Source organism: Kitasatospora sp. NPDC053057, from assembly GCF_044546945.1.
Lineage (GTDB): Bacteria > Actinomycetota > Actinomycetes > Streptomycetales > Streptomycetaceae > Kitasatospora.
In genome coordinates this window covers 1-16,264 of sequence record NZ_JBITZP010000013.1, presented here as the reverse complement: position 1 = coordinate 16,264, position 16,264 = coordinate 1, and the positions used below count along the sequence as shown (strand labels likewise).

Sequence of the window (16,264 nt, the reverse complement as noted above, 5' to 3'; positions counted from 1 at the left end):
CATTTCGGCCCTCTCGGCTTGCGGCTCCGGGTCTTGGCTGTTTCCGGTGCGCCGGATGGCGCCCAGAGAGGGAAGACCGATGACCAGCCGAAGGGAATCCTTCCAGGCCCGTCCCACGATCGCCCGGCGCCGCCGCCGGCGTCCGATCGCCGCCGCGGTGACCGCCGCGGCGCTGCTCCCCACCCTCTTCTCGGCCTCCGCGTGCGGCGGACCGGCCGATGCCTCCACCCACGCCGACGACCTGACCGTGATGACCTGGGCGCCGTCCGGCACCGGCTCCGCGGACCGCCCCGGCATGACCGCGCTGGCCGACTCGATCGGCCAGGACGTCAACCTCAAGGGCGGGTTGAACGGCCACAAGCTGCACGTGATCACCTGCAACGAGCACAACACCGCCGACGGCGCCAGGGCCTGCGCCCAGCAGGCGGTGGACGCCAAGGCGGCCGCGGTGATCGGCTCCTACAGCCAGTGGGGCGACGCCTTCATGCCGGTGCTGGAGCGCGCCGGCATCCCGCTGATCGGAGGTTACGGCCTGTCCCAGCCCGAGTTCTCCAGCCCGCTGTCCTACCCGGTGGACGGCGGGATGCCCGCGCTGATCGCGGGCAGCGGCCGCCAGCTGGTCGAGGCCGGCTGCAAGTCCGTCGCGCTGATCCGCCCGGACACCCCGGCCGGCGACAGCCTGCTCGGCTACCTGGGCAACGCGCTCAAGCCGGCCGGGATGAAGCTGCTGGACGTCAAGGCGCCCGAGCAGTCCTCCGACTACTCCCAGGTGGCCCGCAAGGCGATCGGCAGGGACGAGCCGGGCAACTGCGTCACCAGCGCGATGGCCCCCGAGCCGACCGGCAACCTGCTGGACGCCTACCGGCGGCTGACCCCGAAGAACACCCGGATCGCCTCGGTGATCGGCAGCGTCCAGCAGTCGGTGGTCGACTCCACCGGCGGCGACTCCGGCCCGCTGGCCGGCGCGTTCGTCACCAGCTGGTACCCGCCGGAGTCGGCCAAGACCTGGGACGGGCTGCGCGCGGTGGTGCGCTCCGACACCACCGGCGGGCGCACCATCGACGTCTCCGACCCGGGCGTGCAGACCACCTGGGTCGCGTACGAGGTGTTCCGGGTGGTGTCGGAGAAGCTCTCGGCGGCCGGCAAGCCGGTCGACTCGAAGGCCATCACCGCGCTGCTGGACAGCGGCGAGGGCATCGATGTCGGCCTCACCCCGCCGCTGAACTGGGGCACCACCAACATGCTGCCCAGCACCGAGTCGCCGCGGCTGGTGAACACCTGGGTCACCTACCAGGTGGTCAAGAACGGGCGGATGACCCTGCAGCAGCCGGGCTTCGTGGACGTCCGCTGGGTGCTCACCGGCGGCCGGCCCCCGGCCTGAGCCGCAGCTCCGGCACGGGCGGGCCAATTCCCGGGCCCGCCCTTGCCGGCTGCTACAGGTCGCCGTCGCCGCGGTTGGGCAGGCCGGTCTGGGTGGCGATCGTGTTCCACAGGGACGAGGCCTGCTTCTTCGCGGTGGTCGCCGTGCCGCTGGCCTGCACGGCGTTCTTGTAGTGCTGGTTGCCGGTGTCCGGCTTCTTCGGGTCGCAGGAGGACTGGGCGTCGGTCGCCCAGGCCGCGTACTCGTCGTCGGCCTGGGCCGAGGCCGTCCAAGCGGCGTTGAGCTGCTCGATCAGCTGCTGACCGCCGGGCAGCTTGTCGGTCTTCAGCTGGCCGAGCTTGGTCTGCAGCTCGCGCCGCTTGCCGGCCGCGGCGGACAGGGCCTGCTGCGAGTCGGGGAGCTTGTCGCACTTCTGCACCGAGGCGACCGCGGAGACCACCGAGCTGCGGCTGTCGCTCGCGGTGCCCAGTAGGTCGGACAGCGGCTGGGCCTGCGCCTTGACCTCCGGGTCGGCGGCGGCGCCGGAGCCGCTCGCGCTCGCCGTGCCGGGGCCGGTGCTGCCGGTTGCGGCGACCGGGGCGGTCTTCCGGCCGGTCTTGCCGGTGTCGTCGCTGCCGCTCATCAGGACGGCGACCAGGATGCCGGCCGCCGCGCAGCCCGCCACCACGCCGCCGATGATCAGCTTGCTGGAGGAGCGGCCGCCGCGGCCCGGGCGGCCCGCCTCGGTCGCGTCCGGGCCCTGGCCGTAGCCGCCCTGCCCGTAGCCGTCGGTGCCGTAGCCGCTCTGCCCGTAGCCGTCGGTGCCGTGGCCGGCCTGGAGGTGCGCCGGGTCCTGCCCGTAGCCCTGCCCCGGGTAGCCCTGCTGCTGCGGCTGCGCGGCCTGCGGGTACCCCTGGTAGCCGGGCGCGGCCTGCTGCGGGACGCCGTAACCGGGCTGCGGCGCCGGGTAGCCGCCACCCTGCGGGTCGCCGGCCGGGTACGGCGGCAGGTGCTGGGTGGCCGGCGCCGGGTCGGCCTGCGGCGGGACGCCGTAGCCGGGCTGCGGCGCGGCACCCCACTGCTGCTGGGCGTGCGCGCCGTCGCCCAGGTACTCCGGCTGACCGGACGGCTGGCCCACCGGCGGCACGGCCGTGGGGCCCTGCGGCTGGCCCGGCTGGCCCTGGGGCTGGCCGGGCTCGGGGCGGAACAGGTCGTCCAGGTTGAAGTCACCGGAGTTGGGGTACGAGCGGCGCTGACTCAACGCGATTCCTCACCTGTGCAGGACCGCGCACAGGCGGCGGACCACATCTCGTCGGTTCTTGGGAGCATCACAGTTCCTTGGACGTCGCGCCCACGCTACCGGTTCGCCTCACCGGGTGACCACGTGGGCGGGACAACCCACCCGCTCCCAGCGCAGACGCTCAGGCCGCCTCCGCGTCCGCCCTGGCGTGGAACTCGCGCACCACCCGCTGCTCCCGGTAGGGCTCCAGCCTGCGCCGGAACTCGTCCAGGTACTCCACGCCCCGATTGGAGCGCAGCCCGCTCAGCAGCCGCACCGCCTGGGTGCCCGTCTCGCAGGCGCGTTCCAGCTCGCGCTGCTGGAGCTGGGCGGTGGCGAGCAGCACGAGGTCCACCGCGCGGCGGCGCACCCGGGTCGGCGGGTGCAGGTCGAGCGCCCGGCGGGCGTAGTGCTCGGCCGGGCCGGCCTGTTCCAGGTCCCGGTGGCAGTGAGCGAGCTCGTCGGCGAGGTAGGCGTCGTCGAAGTGGGCGATCCAGTCCGGGTCGTCCTCCGGGCGGCGCTTCTCCATCATCTCCAGCGCCTTGGCCGACACCGCCTCGCAGGAGCGGGCGTCGCCGAGCAGGGCGTGGCCGCGGGCCTCGGCGGCGTAGAACATCGCCATCGCCGTCGGGGTGGCGACCGTCCGGGCGCCCTCCTGCGCGGCGCGGGCGAGTTGGGCGATCTCCCGCGGGTTGCCGAGGGTGGCCGCCAGGTGGCTCATCGAGGCGGCGAGGACGTAGCCGCCGTAGCCGCGGTCGTCGGCGGCCTGGGCGAGCCGCAGGGCCTGGATGTAGTAGCGCTGGGCCAGCCCGGGCTGCCCGGTGTCCACCGCCATGTACCCCGCGAGCTCGGTCAACCGGGCCACCGCGGCGAAGAGTTGGCGGCCGGTCTCCTCCCGGTAGGCGCCGCCGAGCAGGCCGGAGACCACCGAGTTGAGGTAGTGCACGACGACCGGGCGCACGTGCCCGCTGCCGAAGCGGTGGTCCAGGTCGACCAGCATCGCGGTGGTCGCCTTGATCGCGGCCACGTCCGTCGGGCCGACCCGGGGGCCGCCGGTGCGGGCCACCACCGGGTCGGGCGGGGTGATCAGCCAGTCCCGGCTGGGCTCGACCAGCGCGGAGGCGGCGACCGTCGCCCCGGTCAGGAAGTCGCGCCGGCCGACGTCGCTGCGCCACAGCTCGCACACCTGCTCCAGGGCGGCGCCCAGGGTCGGCGCGAACTGCAGCCCGATGCCGGAGCTGAGGTTCTTGCCGTCGGCCATGCCGATCTCCTCGACCGACACGCCGCGGCCGAGCTTGCGCCCGAGGGCCTCGGCGATCACCGCCGGCGCCTGACCGCGCGGCTGCTGCCCGCGCAGCCAGCGGGCGACGGAGGTCTTGTCGTAGCGCAGGTCCAGTCCGTGCTCCGCGCCGCACAGGTTGACCCTGCGGGCCAGGCCGGCGTTGGAGCAGCTGGCCTCCTGGATCAGCTGCTGCAGGCGCTCGTTGGGCTGTCGTGCGACGAGTGGTCTCGCGGCCATTGGGCTTCGCCTCCCCACACCCTCCGGTCCCGGCCGGCGGGCGACGATGTGCTGATCTGTTGCCGACTGTCCGACCGTCCAAGGAATCTGACACCAGGTTAGCGATCAGCAACGTCAGCGGGATACCCACGGTGACGAACCGCACCCCCCGCGCGCCCTGGGGAATGCTTCCGTGCGCCCCCGCTGCGCCTGCCTCCGCCCGCCCCAACTCGCGTGAGTCACCGGTTCGGGTGACATTGCCGGGATGCGGCCGACCGGGGCCATCCGAGCCGTAACCAGCCTCACGCACGGTAGTTGAGCAGCCCGTGGAAGACATCCCCGACGCCCCCGGCCAGGACGAGAACGCCGGCCTGCCCCCGCTGCTGATCGAAGCCGTCGGCTACGCCGAGAACCGCCACTGGGAGGTGACCCCGGGCGCCTGGCTGATCGACGGCGACGGGCCCGCCCGCTGCTCCTGCGGCGACCCGCGCTGCGCGCTGCCGGGCGCGCACCCGATGGACGCGGACTGGGCCCGCAAGGCGAGCGCCGGGCCGGGCGCGGTGCGGCGCTGGTGGACCGAACGGCCCAGGGCGTCGATCCTGCTGCCCACCGGCCGGTCCTTCGACGTGCTGGACGTGCCGGAGACGGCCGGGTGCCTGGCGCTGGCCCGGATGGAGCGGATGGACCTCCAGCTCGGCCCGGTCGTGGTGCTGCCCGGCTCGCCCGGGCGGATCGGGCGGCGGCTGCACTTCCTGGTGCTGCCCGGGGTCGCGGCCAAGCTCCCGGAGATGCTCCGCAAGCTGGGCTGGGCGCCCGGGCGGCTGGACCTGGTCGCCCGCGGCGAGGGGGACTGGACGGTCGCCCCGCCGTCGCGGATCGGCTCCACCGGTTACGCCCAGTGGGCCCGCTCCCCCTCCGAGTCCAACCGCTGGCTGCCGGACGCCGCCGAACTGATCAGCCCGCTCGCGTACGCCTGCGGCCGCGAGGCGCCCGCCCAGCAGCTCCAGGCCGCCCAGCCGGCCGGGGTCTGACCCCCGGCACCGGCCCCCGAAGTCTGCCGCCCTGCGCCGATCGGGTGAGGGCGAGCACCGCGCGACACAACGCGCGCGAGTGACGGGCCTTGTCCCCCACCGGGGACGGGGCCCGTCATACGCATGTGCGGATAAGGCCTGGGTCTACCCGCTGGTCACCCGGGAAAGCCCCTCGTACGAGTGACAGCGCTCAAGGATTGCCATGATCGGCCGAGGGGAGGAATTGCGGTGCGAGGGGACGCCGGAAGGGTCGCTCGGACGGGGAAGCCGGGCGAGGCGGTGGAGGGGAGCGGGAGGGAGCGGGAGGGGCGGAGGGGATCGGGAGGGAGCCGGGGAGGACGGGAAGGGCCCGCTGCACGGGGAGCAGCGGGCCCTGATCGTCGGAGCGGGAGGGGCGGAGGAAGCGGCGGGGCCGGAGGCCTCAGGCCTGGGCGACGAACACGTGCTGGGCGATGTCCTTGCCCAGCTCCGCCGCGTTCTCGCCGGTGCCGACCAGCACGCCGCCGACACCGGTGGTCACCTTGACCGTGGAGCCCGGCCGGATGCCGGCCCGGCGCAGGGTGCTCATCAGCGCACTGTCGGTCTGGATCGGCTCGCCGATCCGGCGGACCACCACGTCCGCCCCGGTCTCGCCCGGCTTGACGGAGTCCAGCGGGACGAGCGCGGCGTCGAAGCCCTCGCCCTCGGCCTTGGTGTCGCCCAGCTCGTCCAGACCCGGGATCGGGTTGCCGTACGGGGACTGGGTCGGGTGGCCGAGCATGGCGAGCACCTTGCGCTCGACCGTCTCGCTCATCACGTGCTCCCAGCGGCAGGCCTCCTCGTGCACCTGCTCCCACTCCAGGCCGATCACGTCGACGAGCAGGCACTCGGCGATGCGGTGCTTGCGCATGACGCGCACGGCGAGCCGGCGGCCCTCCTCGGTGAGTTCGAGGTGGCGGTCCCCGGCGACCTGGAGCAGCCCGTCGCGCTCCATCCGGCCGACCGTCTGGCTGACCGTGGGGCCGCTCTGTTCCAGGCGCTCCGCGATCCGGGCGCGCATCGGGACGATGCCCTCTTCCTCCAACTCCAGGATGGTGCGAAGGTACATCTCAGTGGTGTCGATCAGCCCAGACATCGCCGCTGGCTCCGTTCTTCGGTGTCCTCACCGCCAATTCTGACGTACCGCACCGACAACCGGGCCCGCCCGGGGCGTTCCGGTACCGGTTTTCGTTCCTGTTGACAGCGGTGCCACCGGGGCGCGACCGTGCTCGCCGTAGCTTTCTCCACTGGCGGTCTGGACCACCCCGGCCGCCCCACCCGGCCGGCGCCCCCACCGGCAGAGAGCGAAGGCAACCGATGAACGACCTGGTCGGCAGGTACTTCGACGCCGCGATCGCCCACCTGAACCGGGTCCGCGAGGAGGAGGCCGAGACCATCGAGGCGGCGGCCGCCCTGCTGGCCGAGGCGATCACCGAGGGCCGCCGGGTCTTCACCTTCGGCGCCGGGCACTCCTCGCTGCCGGCCCAGGACGTGGTCTACCGGGCCGGCGGGCTGGTCCCGATGAACCTGCTGAACGTGCCGGGGATGGCCGGGGTGACGATGATGCCCGCGCCGCTGTCCAGCGCGCTGGAGCGGGTCTCCGGGCTCGCCACCTCGACCCTGGACCTGACCCCGGCGACCAGCGGGGACCTGCTGTTCCTGATCTCGCTGTCCGGCCGCCAGGTGATGCCGGTCGAGCTGGCCCGGTACGCCCGGGACCGCGGACTGAAGGTGATCGGGGTGACCTCGCTGGCCTACCCGGGCGAGGTGCCCTCGGCGCACCCCTCCGGCACCTACCTGAAGGACCACTGCGACGTGGTGCTGGACAACAAGATCGCGATCGGCGACGGCGAGCTGACCCACCCCGGCGCCGAGACCTCCTTCGGCCCGGTCTCCACCATCGTCACCAGCGCGCTGATGCAGGCCGTGGTCGCCTCGGCGGTCGGCCGGCTGGCGGACCGGGCGGCCGCCGGTGACGCCGCCGCGCCGCCGCTGTTCCGCTCCGGGAACGTCCCGGGCGGCACCGAGTGGAACGCCAAGCAGATGGCCGAGAACGCCGAGCGCATCCTCTACACCTACTGACACCCGCCATGACGGCGAGTGCCGGCACGACTACGGAACGTACCGGACAATCCACCGGGGCTTCCCGGCCATTGCCGACCGCCCCGGCCCGCGCCAGGCGTACCGGGAAGCCGCCCGGGGCAGGAGAGCGGAGGGACCGGAGCGACGGGTGGGGGCCGAGCATGGCGTCTGGTGCGGGACGGACCGGGTGGGTGCGCGAGCGGGAGCTGCTGCCCGAGTTCTTCTGGGCCGCCGACGCGGCCTCGCTGCGCGGCCAGCGCCGCTCCGTACTGCTCTCCGCGTGGGAGCTGGCGCTGCTGCTGGTCGCCGCCGCGACCGGCTCGGCCGACGGCGAGCCGTGGGCCTGGCCGGCCGCCGCGGGCTACCTGGGTGCGATGGCGCTGGCGGTGGTGATCAGCCGGCAGAACCCGCAGGGCCTGTGGTACGAGGGCCGGGCGGCCGCCGAGTCGGTGAAGACGCTGGCCTGGAAGTTCGCCGTCCGGGCGGACGCCTACCAGCCGCCGCCGCGCAGCCTGCCGGACGCCGAGGGGCTCTACCGCTTCCAGCTCACCCGGGTGCTCGGCGCCTTCCGGGACGGTCCGGTGGCCGTGCCGGCGAGCGGGGTCGAGATCACCGAGGCCATGCGCGACCTGCGCGGGCAGCCGCTGGCGGTGCGCCGCGAGGTGTACCTGAACGAGCGGATCCAGGTGCAGCACGACTGGTACCGCGGCAAGGCCCGCTACTGCGCCCGCGCCGGGTACTGGACCGGCGTGCTGGGCGTGCTGCTGCCGGCGCTGGGCCTGGCGCTGGCGGTGCTGCGGGCGCTCGGCGCGTTCACCTACGACGCGCTGGGCACGGTCTCGGCGGTGGCCGCCTCGGTGACGGCCTGGGCGCAGCTGCGCCAGTACCGCCCGCTGGCCGCCGCGTACGGCCTGGCGGCCGAGGAGCTGGAGCTGATCCGCCTCCAACTCGCCCGGCTGGACCTGGAGTCGATGGACGCCGAGGAGATCTGGGCCCGGCTGGCCCGGGACGCCGAGGACGCGGTGTCCCGCGAGCACACCACCTGGCAGGCCCGCCGGGAGGTGCGCACCACCACCGACCGGGAGCACTGAGGAGGAACGCGTGGCGTTACGGATGGTCAAAACGGCGGACGGCCGGGCCCTCGCCGTCGAGTCCCTCGGCGACCCGCGCGGCCGTCCGGTGTTCCTGCTGCACGGCATGCCCGGCAGCAGGGTCGGCCCGCACCCGCGCAGCACCGTGCTGTACCGGCTGGGGGTACGGCTGATCTCCTACGACCGGCCCGGCTACGGCGACTCGACCCGGCTGTTCGGCCGCCGGGTGTCGCACGCGGCGGCCGATGTGCGCACCATCGCCGACGAGTTGGGGCTGGACGGCTTCGCGGTGCTGGGCCGTTCCGGCGGCGGCCCGCACGCGCTGGCCTGCGCGGCGATGCTGCCGGAGCGGGTCAGCCGGGTGGCGGTGCTGGTGGGCCTGGCGCCGCGCGACGCCACCGGTCTGGACTGGTACGCGGGGATGACCCCGTCCAACGTCCGCGCCTACCGGGAGGCGGAGCGCGGGCACGGCCGGATCGCCGACGCGATGGAGTTCCGCTCCCGGCAGATCAAGGACGACCCGGTCCGGCTGCTGAACGGGCTGCGCACCGAACTCTCCCCCGCCGACCGGGAGGTGGTGGCGGACAGCGGGCTGCGGCGGATGCTGCAGAGCAACTACCGGGAGGCGTTCCGGCACGGCGCGGACGGCTGGATCGACGACGTGCTGGCCTTCACGGCCGACTGGGGCTTCGAGGTCGGGTCGATCGGGGTGCCGACCTGGCTGTGGCACGGCGCGGACGACCAGTTCTCGCCGGTCGACCACTCCCGCTGGCTGGCCGACCACATCCCGGGCGCCGAGCTCTTCCTGGAGCCCGGCGCCGCGCACTTCGGAGCGTTCCGGGTGATGACCACGGCCCTGGCCTGGGCGGCGGGCTAGGCCTTCACCGGGGTCAAGGGTTCGCCCCCGTCCAGTACGGCCACGATGTTGTCCACCGCCAGGCCGCCCATCGCCTGCCGGGTGCGGACGGTGGCGCTGCCCAGGTGCGGGACCAGCACCGCGCGTTCCTGGGCGAGCAGCGCGGACGGGACGTTCGGCTCGTGCTCGAAGTTGTCCACGGCGGCGGCGAACAGCGCCCCGGACTCCAGCGCGGCGGCCAGCGCCTCCTCGTCCACCACGCCGGCGGTCATGCTGATCACCACCGCTCCGGGCGGCAGCATGGCCAGTCGGCGGGCGTCCAGCAGGTGCCGGGTCTCGTCGGTGCACGGGCAGGTGACGACCAGCACGGTGGAGGTGGCGAGCAGTTCCTCCAGCGGCTTCCACTCGGCGCCGTCGGCCTGCTCGGGCGGCAGTTCGCGGCGGTTGTAGTAGCTGACCGGCATGTCGAAGGCCCGGGCCCGGCGGGCCACCGACTGCCCGATCCGGCCCATGCCGAGCACGCCGAGCGGGGTGCCGGCCAGTTCCAGGCCGAGCAGGAAGTTCGGGCTCCAGGTCCAGGGCTTGCCGGAGCGCAGCAGCCGCTCGCCCTCGCCGAGCCGGCGGGTGGCGGCCAGCAGCAGCGCCCAGGCGGTCTCGGCGGTGGCGTTGGTGAGCACGCCCGGGGTGTTGGTGACCACCACGCCGCGCTCGGCGCAGGCCGCGAGGTCGATGTTGTGGTAGCCGACCGCGTGGTTGGCGACGATCTCCAGCTGCGGGCCCGCCGCGTCCAGGAACTCAGCGTCGACCCGGGTGTTCAGGGTGGTGAGCACGGCCCGGCGGCCGCGTACGGCGTCGAGCAGTTCGGCCCGTTCCAGCTCCCGGTCGTCCTCGCGGCAGGTGGCGGCGTACCGGGCGGTGAGCCGTTCGAGGACGCCGGGGACGGGGCGCCGGGTGACCAGGACCGGGGGCGGAGTATCGCTCATGCGCACCTTCCGTGAATCGCTCGCTGCGCTCGCAGGGCGCAGCGTACCCCGCCCCCTCCCCCGGTCACACCGGCTGCGGCTCCAGGTCTCGGTTGATCCGCTTCCAGCCGCGCGCGGACACCGTGTTGGGGTGCTCCTCGCCGAACTGCCGGATCAGCTCGGAGATCGCCCGGGCGCGCAGTTCGGCGGCCTGGGTGTGTCGGCCGGCCGCGCGCAGGGTGACCGCCAGGTTGGCCTCGCAGGCCACCGCGTCCGGGTGCTGCGAGGAGTAGCGCGCGCACAGGCCCGCGTACGCGGCCCGGCCGAGCTCCTCGGCGACGTCGGTCTGCCCGTCGTCGCCGTAGGCGTTGGCCAGGTTGATCACCGCGTTGAGGGTGTACGGGTGTTCCGCCCCGACCGAGCGGGTCAGTCCGTCGACGGTGAGCCGGCCGCGTTCGATGGCGCCCTGGACGTCGCCGCTGCCGCGCAGGTAGATGCCGAGGTTGTTGGCGCAGGCCAGGGTGAACGGGTGCTCGTCGCCGAACAGCCGCCGGTGGCCCTCGAAGACGGTGGCGCAGAGGTCGCGGGCGGCCTCCTTGTCGCCGGAGGCGCTGTGGTCGGCGGCCAGGTTGAGCGCGCAGGCCAGCGCGTCGGGGGCGTCGGCGCCGTAGCGCTCCAGGTAGCGCTCGTAGGTCTCCCTGGTGATCCGGCGGGCCTCGGCGAGCTGGCCGATCCGGCGCAGTGAGACCGCCAGCGACTTGGCGTTGCGCAGGTTCTCCGGCAGGTCCGGGTCGAGCACGTCGCCGAGGTCGGAGGTGACCTCCTGGAGGAGGTCCACCGAGCCGCGGTAGTCGCCGAGTTCGCGCAGGTCGCGGGCCAGGTTGGACTTGGTGGACAGGGTGTAGGGGTGCTTGGGGCCGAGGACGGCGGTGCGCCGGTCCAGGGTCTCCTGGTCGAGTTCGCGGGCGGCCTCGCTGTTGCCGACCAGCCGGTAGTCGATGGCCAGGTTGTTCGCCATCGACAGGGTGCGCGGGTTGTCGTCGCCGAACAGCTCGCGGAACTGCTCCAGGATCTCCTGGTCGAGGTCGAGCGCGGCCTGGAAGCGGCCGAGTGCCCGGCGGTCGGCGCCGAGCGAGCCGGCCGTCATCAGGGTGTAGGGGTGGTGCTCGCCGAGCAGCGCCCGCTGGCGCTCCAGGGTGGATTCGTCCAGGGCCAGCGCCTCGGCGTAGTTGCCCTGGGAGCGCAGGACGTTGGCGAGTTGGAAGCGCAGCAGCAGGGTCTGCCGGTCGTCCTCGCCGAGCTTGCTGGTCCATTCGCTGTCCAGGGCGTGGCCGAGGTCGCGGGCGCGGTCGAGTTCGCCGCGCTTCCACAGGTAGCGGACCCGGTCGATGAGCAGCTGGCGGGTGTCGGCCTCGTCGCAGTTGTGGGCCTTGGAGGGCGACAGGTGGGGCCAGATCTCGTCGAAGGCGGGCCAGTTGGCCGGGTCGTCGGTGTCGCCGAGGACGGGCCGGGCGCCGGTGAGGATGCGGTGCACCTCGTGGACGGCGATCTCCTGCTCGTCGTCGCTCATCCCGGCCCGGATCACCGCCTGGACGAGCCGGTGCACCTGGAAGCTGTTGCTGCCGGCGTCGACCTTGGCCAGGGCGTACCGGCCGATCGCCTGGATGACCTTGCCGAGCATGAACTTGTCGCTGAGGTCGGCGTCGTACTTCACCAGCGCCCGGATCATCTGGTCGCTGTAGAAGAGGTTCATGGAGATCGGCTCGGGCGCGAAGAAGGCGCACAGCTGCAGCAGCCGCACGGCGGCCGGGGACTGCTGGCGCAGCCGTCCGATCGAGACGTTCCAGGTCGCGGCGACCGGGGTCGGGTAGTCGGTGGGGTGGTCGACGGCGAGGGCGCGGGCGGCCTCGGCGTGCAGCTGGGTGACGTAGGCCTCCACCGGGGTGCCGGTGGTGTCCAGCCAGGCGGCGGCCACCTCGACGGCCAGCGGCAGGTCGCCGACGGCCTCGGCGACCCGGTCGGCGTCCGGCCGGGAGAGGCTGCGGGCGCGCCGGCACAGGTGCTCGACGCTCTCGCCGCGGGTGAAGACGTCGACCTCCAGCGCCTCGGCGTGCCCGGTCCAGGCTTGGTTGCGGGAGGTGACCAGGATGTGGCCGGAGCCGCCGGGGAAGAAGCGGCGGATCTCGCTGGGCTCGTCGGCGTTGTCGAAGATCAGCAGCCAGCGCGAGGTGGGCACGCCGCGGCGCAGCGCCTCCCGGGCGGCCTCGGCGGCCTCGGTGACGGAGTCTCCGACCCGCAGGCCGAGGCGGCGGGCGAGTTCGGCGAGCGCGGGGGCGACCAGCTCGGTCTGCTCGGCGTCGATCCACCAGACCAGGTCGTAGTCGGACATGAAGCGGTGGGCGTACTCCAGCGCGACCTGGGTCTTGCCGACGCCGCCGAGCCCGTACAGGGTCTGCGGGGTGGGCAGTACGGCCGCCATGCCGCCGCGCAGCTGGTTGCGCAGCTGCTCCAGGACGGCGGCGCGGCCGGTGAAGGACGGGTTGCGCGGCGGCACGTCCCACACCGAGGGCTTGCTGCCGGGGAAGCGCGGGCCGCCAGTGGGGGCGTCGCCGAGCAGGGCCTCGCCGCGGCCCAGCGCCCGCAGCAGGCTCTGGACGGACTGCGCCTCGTCGCGGCCGACCAGGTCGACCGGGTTGCGGTTGCTGAACGGCGCGGTGAGCCGGACGTCGCCGACGCGCACCGGCAGCAGCTGGCGCCGGGTGCCGGAGGGGTCGGAGTTGACCACCGACTCCCACAGCGCCCGAGCCTGCGGGGAGCGCTGGTAGGCGGGCGAGAGCACGGCGACGGTGCGGTAGGCGGAGTCGATGCCGCGCTCGGTCTCCTCGCGCGGGTCGGTGCCGGCGCTGAGGTCGCGCGGCAGCACCCGGAAGCCGGCCCGGGTCAGCACGGACTCGATCCAGTCCGCCCACATCCGGTCCTCGGGCACGTAGGAGAGGTACAGGTCGGCGGGGACGGACGGGCGGCGGCGGGTGAAGGCGTCGACGTAGCGCAGCCGCACCTCCTCGTCGACCGCCGGCAGGCCGGTGACCCGCCCCTCGGTGATCACCGAGGTGAGCCGCTCGCAGGCGGCCAGCATCGAGGTGGGGGTGCCGGTCTGGTCGCCGAAGGTGGCGAGGATCTCCTCGTAGGCGTAGAACGGCCGGTACGGGATCTCCACCGAGCCCCAGTAGCCCGCGAGTTCCTCGCCGCTCAGGCCGGCGGGCAGGCCGTCGAAGCGGACCCGGGCGAGGGCGCGGCCGGCGTCCGCCTTCTCCTTCTCGCCCTCGTCGATGCGCATCGGGACGGGCAGGATGCGGATGCCGCGGTCGCGGTAGCGGTCGTGGATGTGCTGGGCGATCCGGGAGGCGCCGTCGATGGACTGGTCGCTGAGGGTGAAGCAGACCACCAGGTCGTCGGGCATCTGGACGGTGCAGATCTCGGCGATGTCGGACAGGCCGGTGCGGGAGTCGATCAGCACGTAGTCGTAGCGCTTGGACATGTCGGCCTTGAGCGCGTCGAAGAACTGCCCGCCGTCGAAGCGGTCGTAGAAGATGTCCCAGTCGAGGTGGGTGACGGCCTCGGAGTAGTCGCGGTTGAACTGGCCCGCGGAGAGGAAGTCCAGGCTGCCGCCGGACGGGAAGTGCGGCCAGGACAGCGACAGCGCGTGCGGGTGCACCCGGGCGAAGTCCAGGTGCCAGCCCTCGGCGTGCTCGACCGGGCGCAGCGCCTCCTCGCGGTACTCGGCGATGAGGTCCATCATCCCGGTGGTGCCGGCCAGCGAGGCCGGGTCGAGGAAGGGGTGGAAGAACTTGGCGAGGCCGGGGGCCTCCAGGTCCCAGTCCACGGTGAGCACCCGGAAGCCGTTGGCGGCCAGGATCCAGGCGGTGTTGGCGAGGGCCATGGTGCGGCCGGTGCCGCCCTTGTAGGAGTAGAAGGTGATGATCCGGCCCTGGCGGTCCTGTTCCGCGGCCTGCCGGGCGGCCTCGCGCGCGGCGGCCAGCTCGGCGGCGCCGATGCGGAAGTTCCTGGTGGTGTTGTCACTCATCGGTACGGTCCTCCCAAGGGCGCCATCCCAGCATCGGGGTCATCGCCGTCGTCACGGTCGTCGCGGGTGTCGCGGTGGTCGTTGTTACGGGCGTTGCGGTTGGTGCTTCCGTTGTCGCGACCGTTGCTTCGGTCGTCGGGAACGGCACTTCGGTCGTCGGCGCCCCGGTCGTCGGGGTCGCGGTCGTCGGGGTCGCGGTCGAAGGGGTCCGGTCCGTAGGGCTCCGGCCGGTGTCCGCCGAAGCCGTCCGGCCCGTACGCCCCCGGTCCGTGCCGGAAGGCCTCCCGCAGGCTCGGCCGGGGCGCCGGCGGTTCCTCCGGTTCGGCCCTGGTACGGCCCTCGAAGGCGTACTTGGCCTTCATCGCCGCCCGGGGCAGTGCGTCGTCGAAATCCTCCAGGGTGTTCAGCCCGGTCGGGCCGGTCACCCCGAGGAAGCTCGGGCGGCCGGCCCGCCGGGTGATCCGCAGTATCTGGTCGCTGAGCTCGACCAGTTCGCGGCCGCCGCCGTCGCACTCCGGGTCGTCGCTGTTCCACGGCTCCAGCACGCTCACCCAGGTGGCGTCACAGCGGTCGAAGCGGCGGACCAGCTCGCGCCGGTGCGGGTCGCGCAGCGCCCACCGGTCCAGTAGCAGCAGTCCGGGGGCCTCGGCGTTGCCCTCGATGATCGACTCGACCTCGTCGTCGAACTCGTGCACAGTCGGCTGGAACCCCAACTGCCGGGCCAGGCGCACCGCGTGCTGTGCGATCGGCGACCCGGCCGGGCGGTAGGGGTGCCAGTCGGTGCGCCGGGCACCGTAGAAGTCGGGGTTGCGGTCGGGTGGCAACTCGCCCTGGTGGTAGGTGAGTACGGAGATCCGCAGCTGCTTGGTCGGGGCGGTCACGTTGAAGGCGCTGGGCAGCGTGTTGAAGTCCAGCCGGCGCCCGACCGGGATCACCGTCTCCTCCGCCACCTGCACGATCCGGGCGGCCAGCCGGTGCACGGCCAGCTCGTACGCGGCGCGGAAGTAGCTGAGCTTCATCAGCGCGTACAGGCCCTCGGTGGCGTAGTCGGGCCCGAACCCCGCGTGGTTGAACTGGAGTTCACTGGCCACCTTGGGCAGCCGGTAGCGGCTCATCGGCGCCCACAGCACCGGGACGATGCCGCTGGTGCGCTCCGCGTCGATGGTCGCCGGGTACACCGGGCGACGGGTGAAGGCATGCCACTCCTGGCCGCACGGAACGCTGTTGAAGTACCGGGGCGAGTACAGCGGCACGAACACCCGGCAGCTCGCCAGTTCCTCGGACAGCCGATCCGCCCACAACTCGCCCTGGTGCATGGACTCGTCCATGAAACCGACCGGCACCCCGGCCGGGACGGTGGTGAGTTGCAGCACCGCCTCGCAGAGGTCCCGGTAGAGCTGCCGGACCCAGTGGTTCGGGTCACCGGCACCGCGCGCACCGGACTTGGGGGTGTGCGCGTAGGAGAGGAAGAAGTACGGCCGGGCCTCGTCCTCGTCCCAGCCACGGTCGTTCACACGCGCCTCCCCCGGGCCCGTCGGCAACCTGGTTCCCGCAGCCCCCGTGCGGCGGAGTCTCAGTGTAGGAACGACTGACACCCCAATGGAATAGCACAACGACCCGTACGAATTGACATGACCGAAACGATGCCGCTGTGCCCTTTCGTTGAGCAGTACCCTCGTTGCGGCCGTCGTGAACGATCAGGAGGGGTACGCATGGAGCAGCTCAACTGGCAGAGGTCGAGCTTCAGCACCGACCAGGCCAACTACCTGGAGATCGCCTCCGAGGGCGAGTTCGTCTACATCCGCGAGTCCGACAAGCCCGAGCTGGTCGTCACCACCACCCGCACCAAGCTCAACGCCTGGATCCTGGGCGCCAAGGACGGCGAGTTCGACCACTTCGTCGACCTCTGACCCGAATCCGCAGGTAGTGGCCGACGGCCAGTCAGTTGATATCTGGGCTGGCCGTCGGTGCGGGTGAGAGGTGCGCGGGCATGGCGGCGGCCC

General features: G+C 73.2%; 12 protein-coding genes. 6 read left to right on the top strand and 6 right to left on the bottom strand.

The genetic code is table 11. From position 1 onward, the window contains the following. Positions 1-79: 79 nt before the first annotated feature. Positions 80-1,381 (top strand): ABC transporter substrate-binding protein, encoded by a 1,302-nt coding sequence (locus tag ACIG5E_RS15950; RefSeq protein WP_396534010.1) that lies wholly within the window; start codon positions 80-82, stop codon positions 1,379-1,381. A gap of 52 nt (positions 1,382-1,433) precedes the next feature. Here the strand turns inward: ACIG5E_RS15950 and ACIG5E_RS15945 are convergent, their stop codons facing one another. Together ACIG5E_RS15945 and ACIG5E_RS15940 are read right to left on the bottom strand one after the other, a co-directional pair. After that, positions 1,434-2,621 (bottom strand): hypothetical protein, encoded by a 1,188-nt coding sequence (locus ACIG5E_RS15945; protein WP_396534009.1) that lies wholly within the window; start codon positions 2,619-2,621, stop codon positions 1,434-1,436. Between the two features lie 160 nt (positions 2,622-2,781). Then, positions 2,782-4,158 carry a transcriptional regulator gene (locus ACIG5E_RS15940; RefSeq protein ID WP_396534008.1) on the bottom strand — a complete coding sequence of 459 codons (1,377 nt, stop codon included), beginning with the start codon at positions 4,156-4,158 and terminating at the stop codon, positions 2,782-2,784. 305 nt (positions 4,159-4,463) lie between these two features. Between ACIG5E_RS15940 and ACIG5E_RS15935 the strand changes: the two genes are divergently transcribed. Continuing rightward, positions 4,464-5,168: a bifunctional DNA primase/polymerase gene (locus tag ACIG5E_RS15935; protein WP_396534007.1), complete on the top strand. Its 705-nt coding sequence runs from the start codon at positions 4,464-4,466 to the stop codon at positions 5,166-5,168. A 421-nt stretch (positions 5,169-5,589) separates the two neighbouring features. Here the strand turns inward: ACIG5E_RS15935 and ACIG5E_RS15930 are convergent, their stop codons facing one another. Further along, on the bottom strand, positions 5,590-6,282 hold the full coding sequence (locus tag ACIG5E_RS15930; RefSeq protein ID WP_396534006.1) for a metal-dependent transcriptional regulator: 693 nt from the start codon (positions 6,280-6,282) through the stop codon (positions 5,590-5,592). Between the two features lie 221 nt (positions 6,283-6,503). On the opposite strand from ACIG5E_RS15930, the gene ACIG5E_RS15925 reads away from it, so the two are divergent. The 3 genes from ACIG5E_RS15925 to ACIG5E_RS15915 all read left to right on the top strand — a co-directional run bounded on the left by ACIG5E_RS15925 (position 6,504) and on the right by ACIG5E_RS15915 (position 9,236). After that, positions 6,504-7,268, top strand: a complete 765-nt coding sequence (locus ACIG5E_RS15925; RefSeq protein WP_396534005.1) for an SIS domain-containing protein — start codon at positions 6,504-6,506, stop codon at positions 7,266-7,268. Positions 7,269-7,459: 191 nt separating this feature from the next. Then, positions 7,460-8,359, top strand: coding sequence for a DUF4231 domain-containing protein (locus ACIG5E_RS15920; RefSeq protein WP_396534004.1), 900 nt, complete (start codon positions 7,460-7,462; stop codon positions 8,357-8,359). 22 nt (positions 8,360-8,381) lie between these two features. Further along, positions 8,382-9,236: an alpha/beta fold hydrolase gene (locus tag ACIG5E_RS15915; protein WP_396534153.1), complete on the top strand. Its 855-nt coding sequence runs from the start codon at positions 8,382-8,384 to the stop codon at positions 9,234-9,236. On the opposite strand, the gene ACIG5E_RS15910 is transcribed toward ACIG5E_RS15915, so the two are convergent. The 3 genes from ACIG5E_RS15910 to ACIG5E_RS15900 form a co-directional block, all read right to left on the bottom strand. Next, positions 9,233-10,198, bottom strand: coding sequence for a 2-hydroxyacid dehydrogenase (locus ACIG5E_RS15910; protein WP_396534003.1), 966 nt, complete (start codon positions 10,196-10,198; stop codon positions 9,233-9,235). The genes ACIG5E_RS15915 and ACIG5E_RS15910 overlap by 4 nt on opposite strands. Before the next feature lie 64 nt (positions 10,199-10,262). After that, positions 10,263-14,261 carry an FxSxx-COOH system tetratricopeptide repeat protein gene (gene fxsT / locus ACIG5E_RS15905; RefSeq protein ID WP_396534002.1) on the bottom strand — a complete coding sequence of 1,333 codons (3,999 nt, stop codon included), beginning with the start codon at positions 14,259-14,261 and terminating at the stop codon, positions 10,263-10,265. Further along, entirely contained in the window at positions 14,258-15,775 is a 1,518-nt protein-coding gene (locus ACIG5E_RS15900; protein WP_396534001.1) for a TIR-like protein FxsC, read from the bottom strand. Before ACIG5E_RS15900 ends, fxsT begins: the two co-directional genes overlap by 4 nt. A 198-nt stretch (positions 15,776-15,973) precedes the next feature. Here ACIG5E_RS15900 and ACIG5E_RS15895 point away from each other — a divergent pair, with 198 nt between their 5' ends. Beyond that, entirely contained in the window at positions 15,974-16,171 is a 198-nt protein-coding gene (locus ACIG5E_RS15895) for a DUF397 domain-containing protein (RefSeq protein WP_396534000.1), read from the top strand. Positions 16,172-16,264 lie beyond the last annotated feature (93 nt).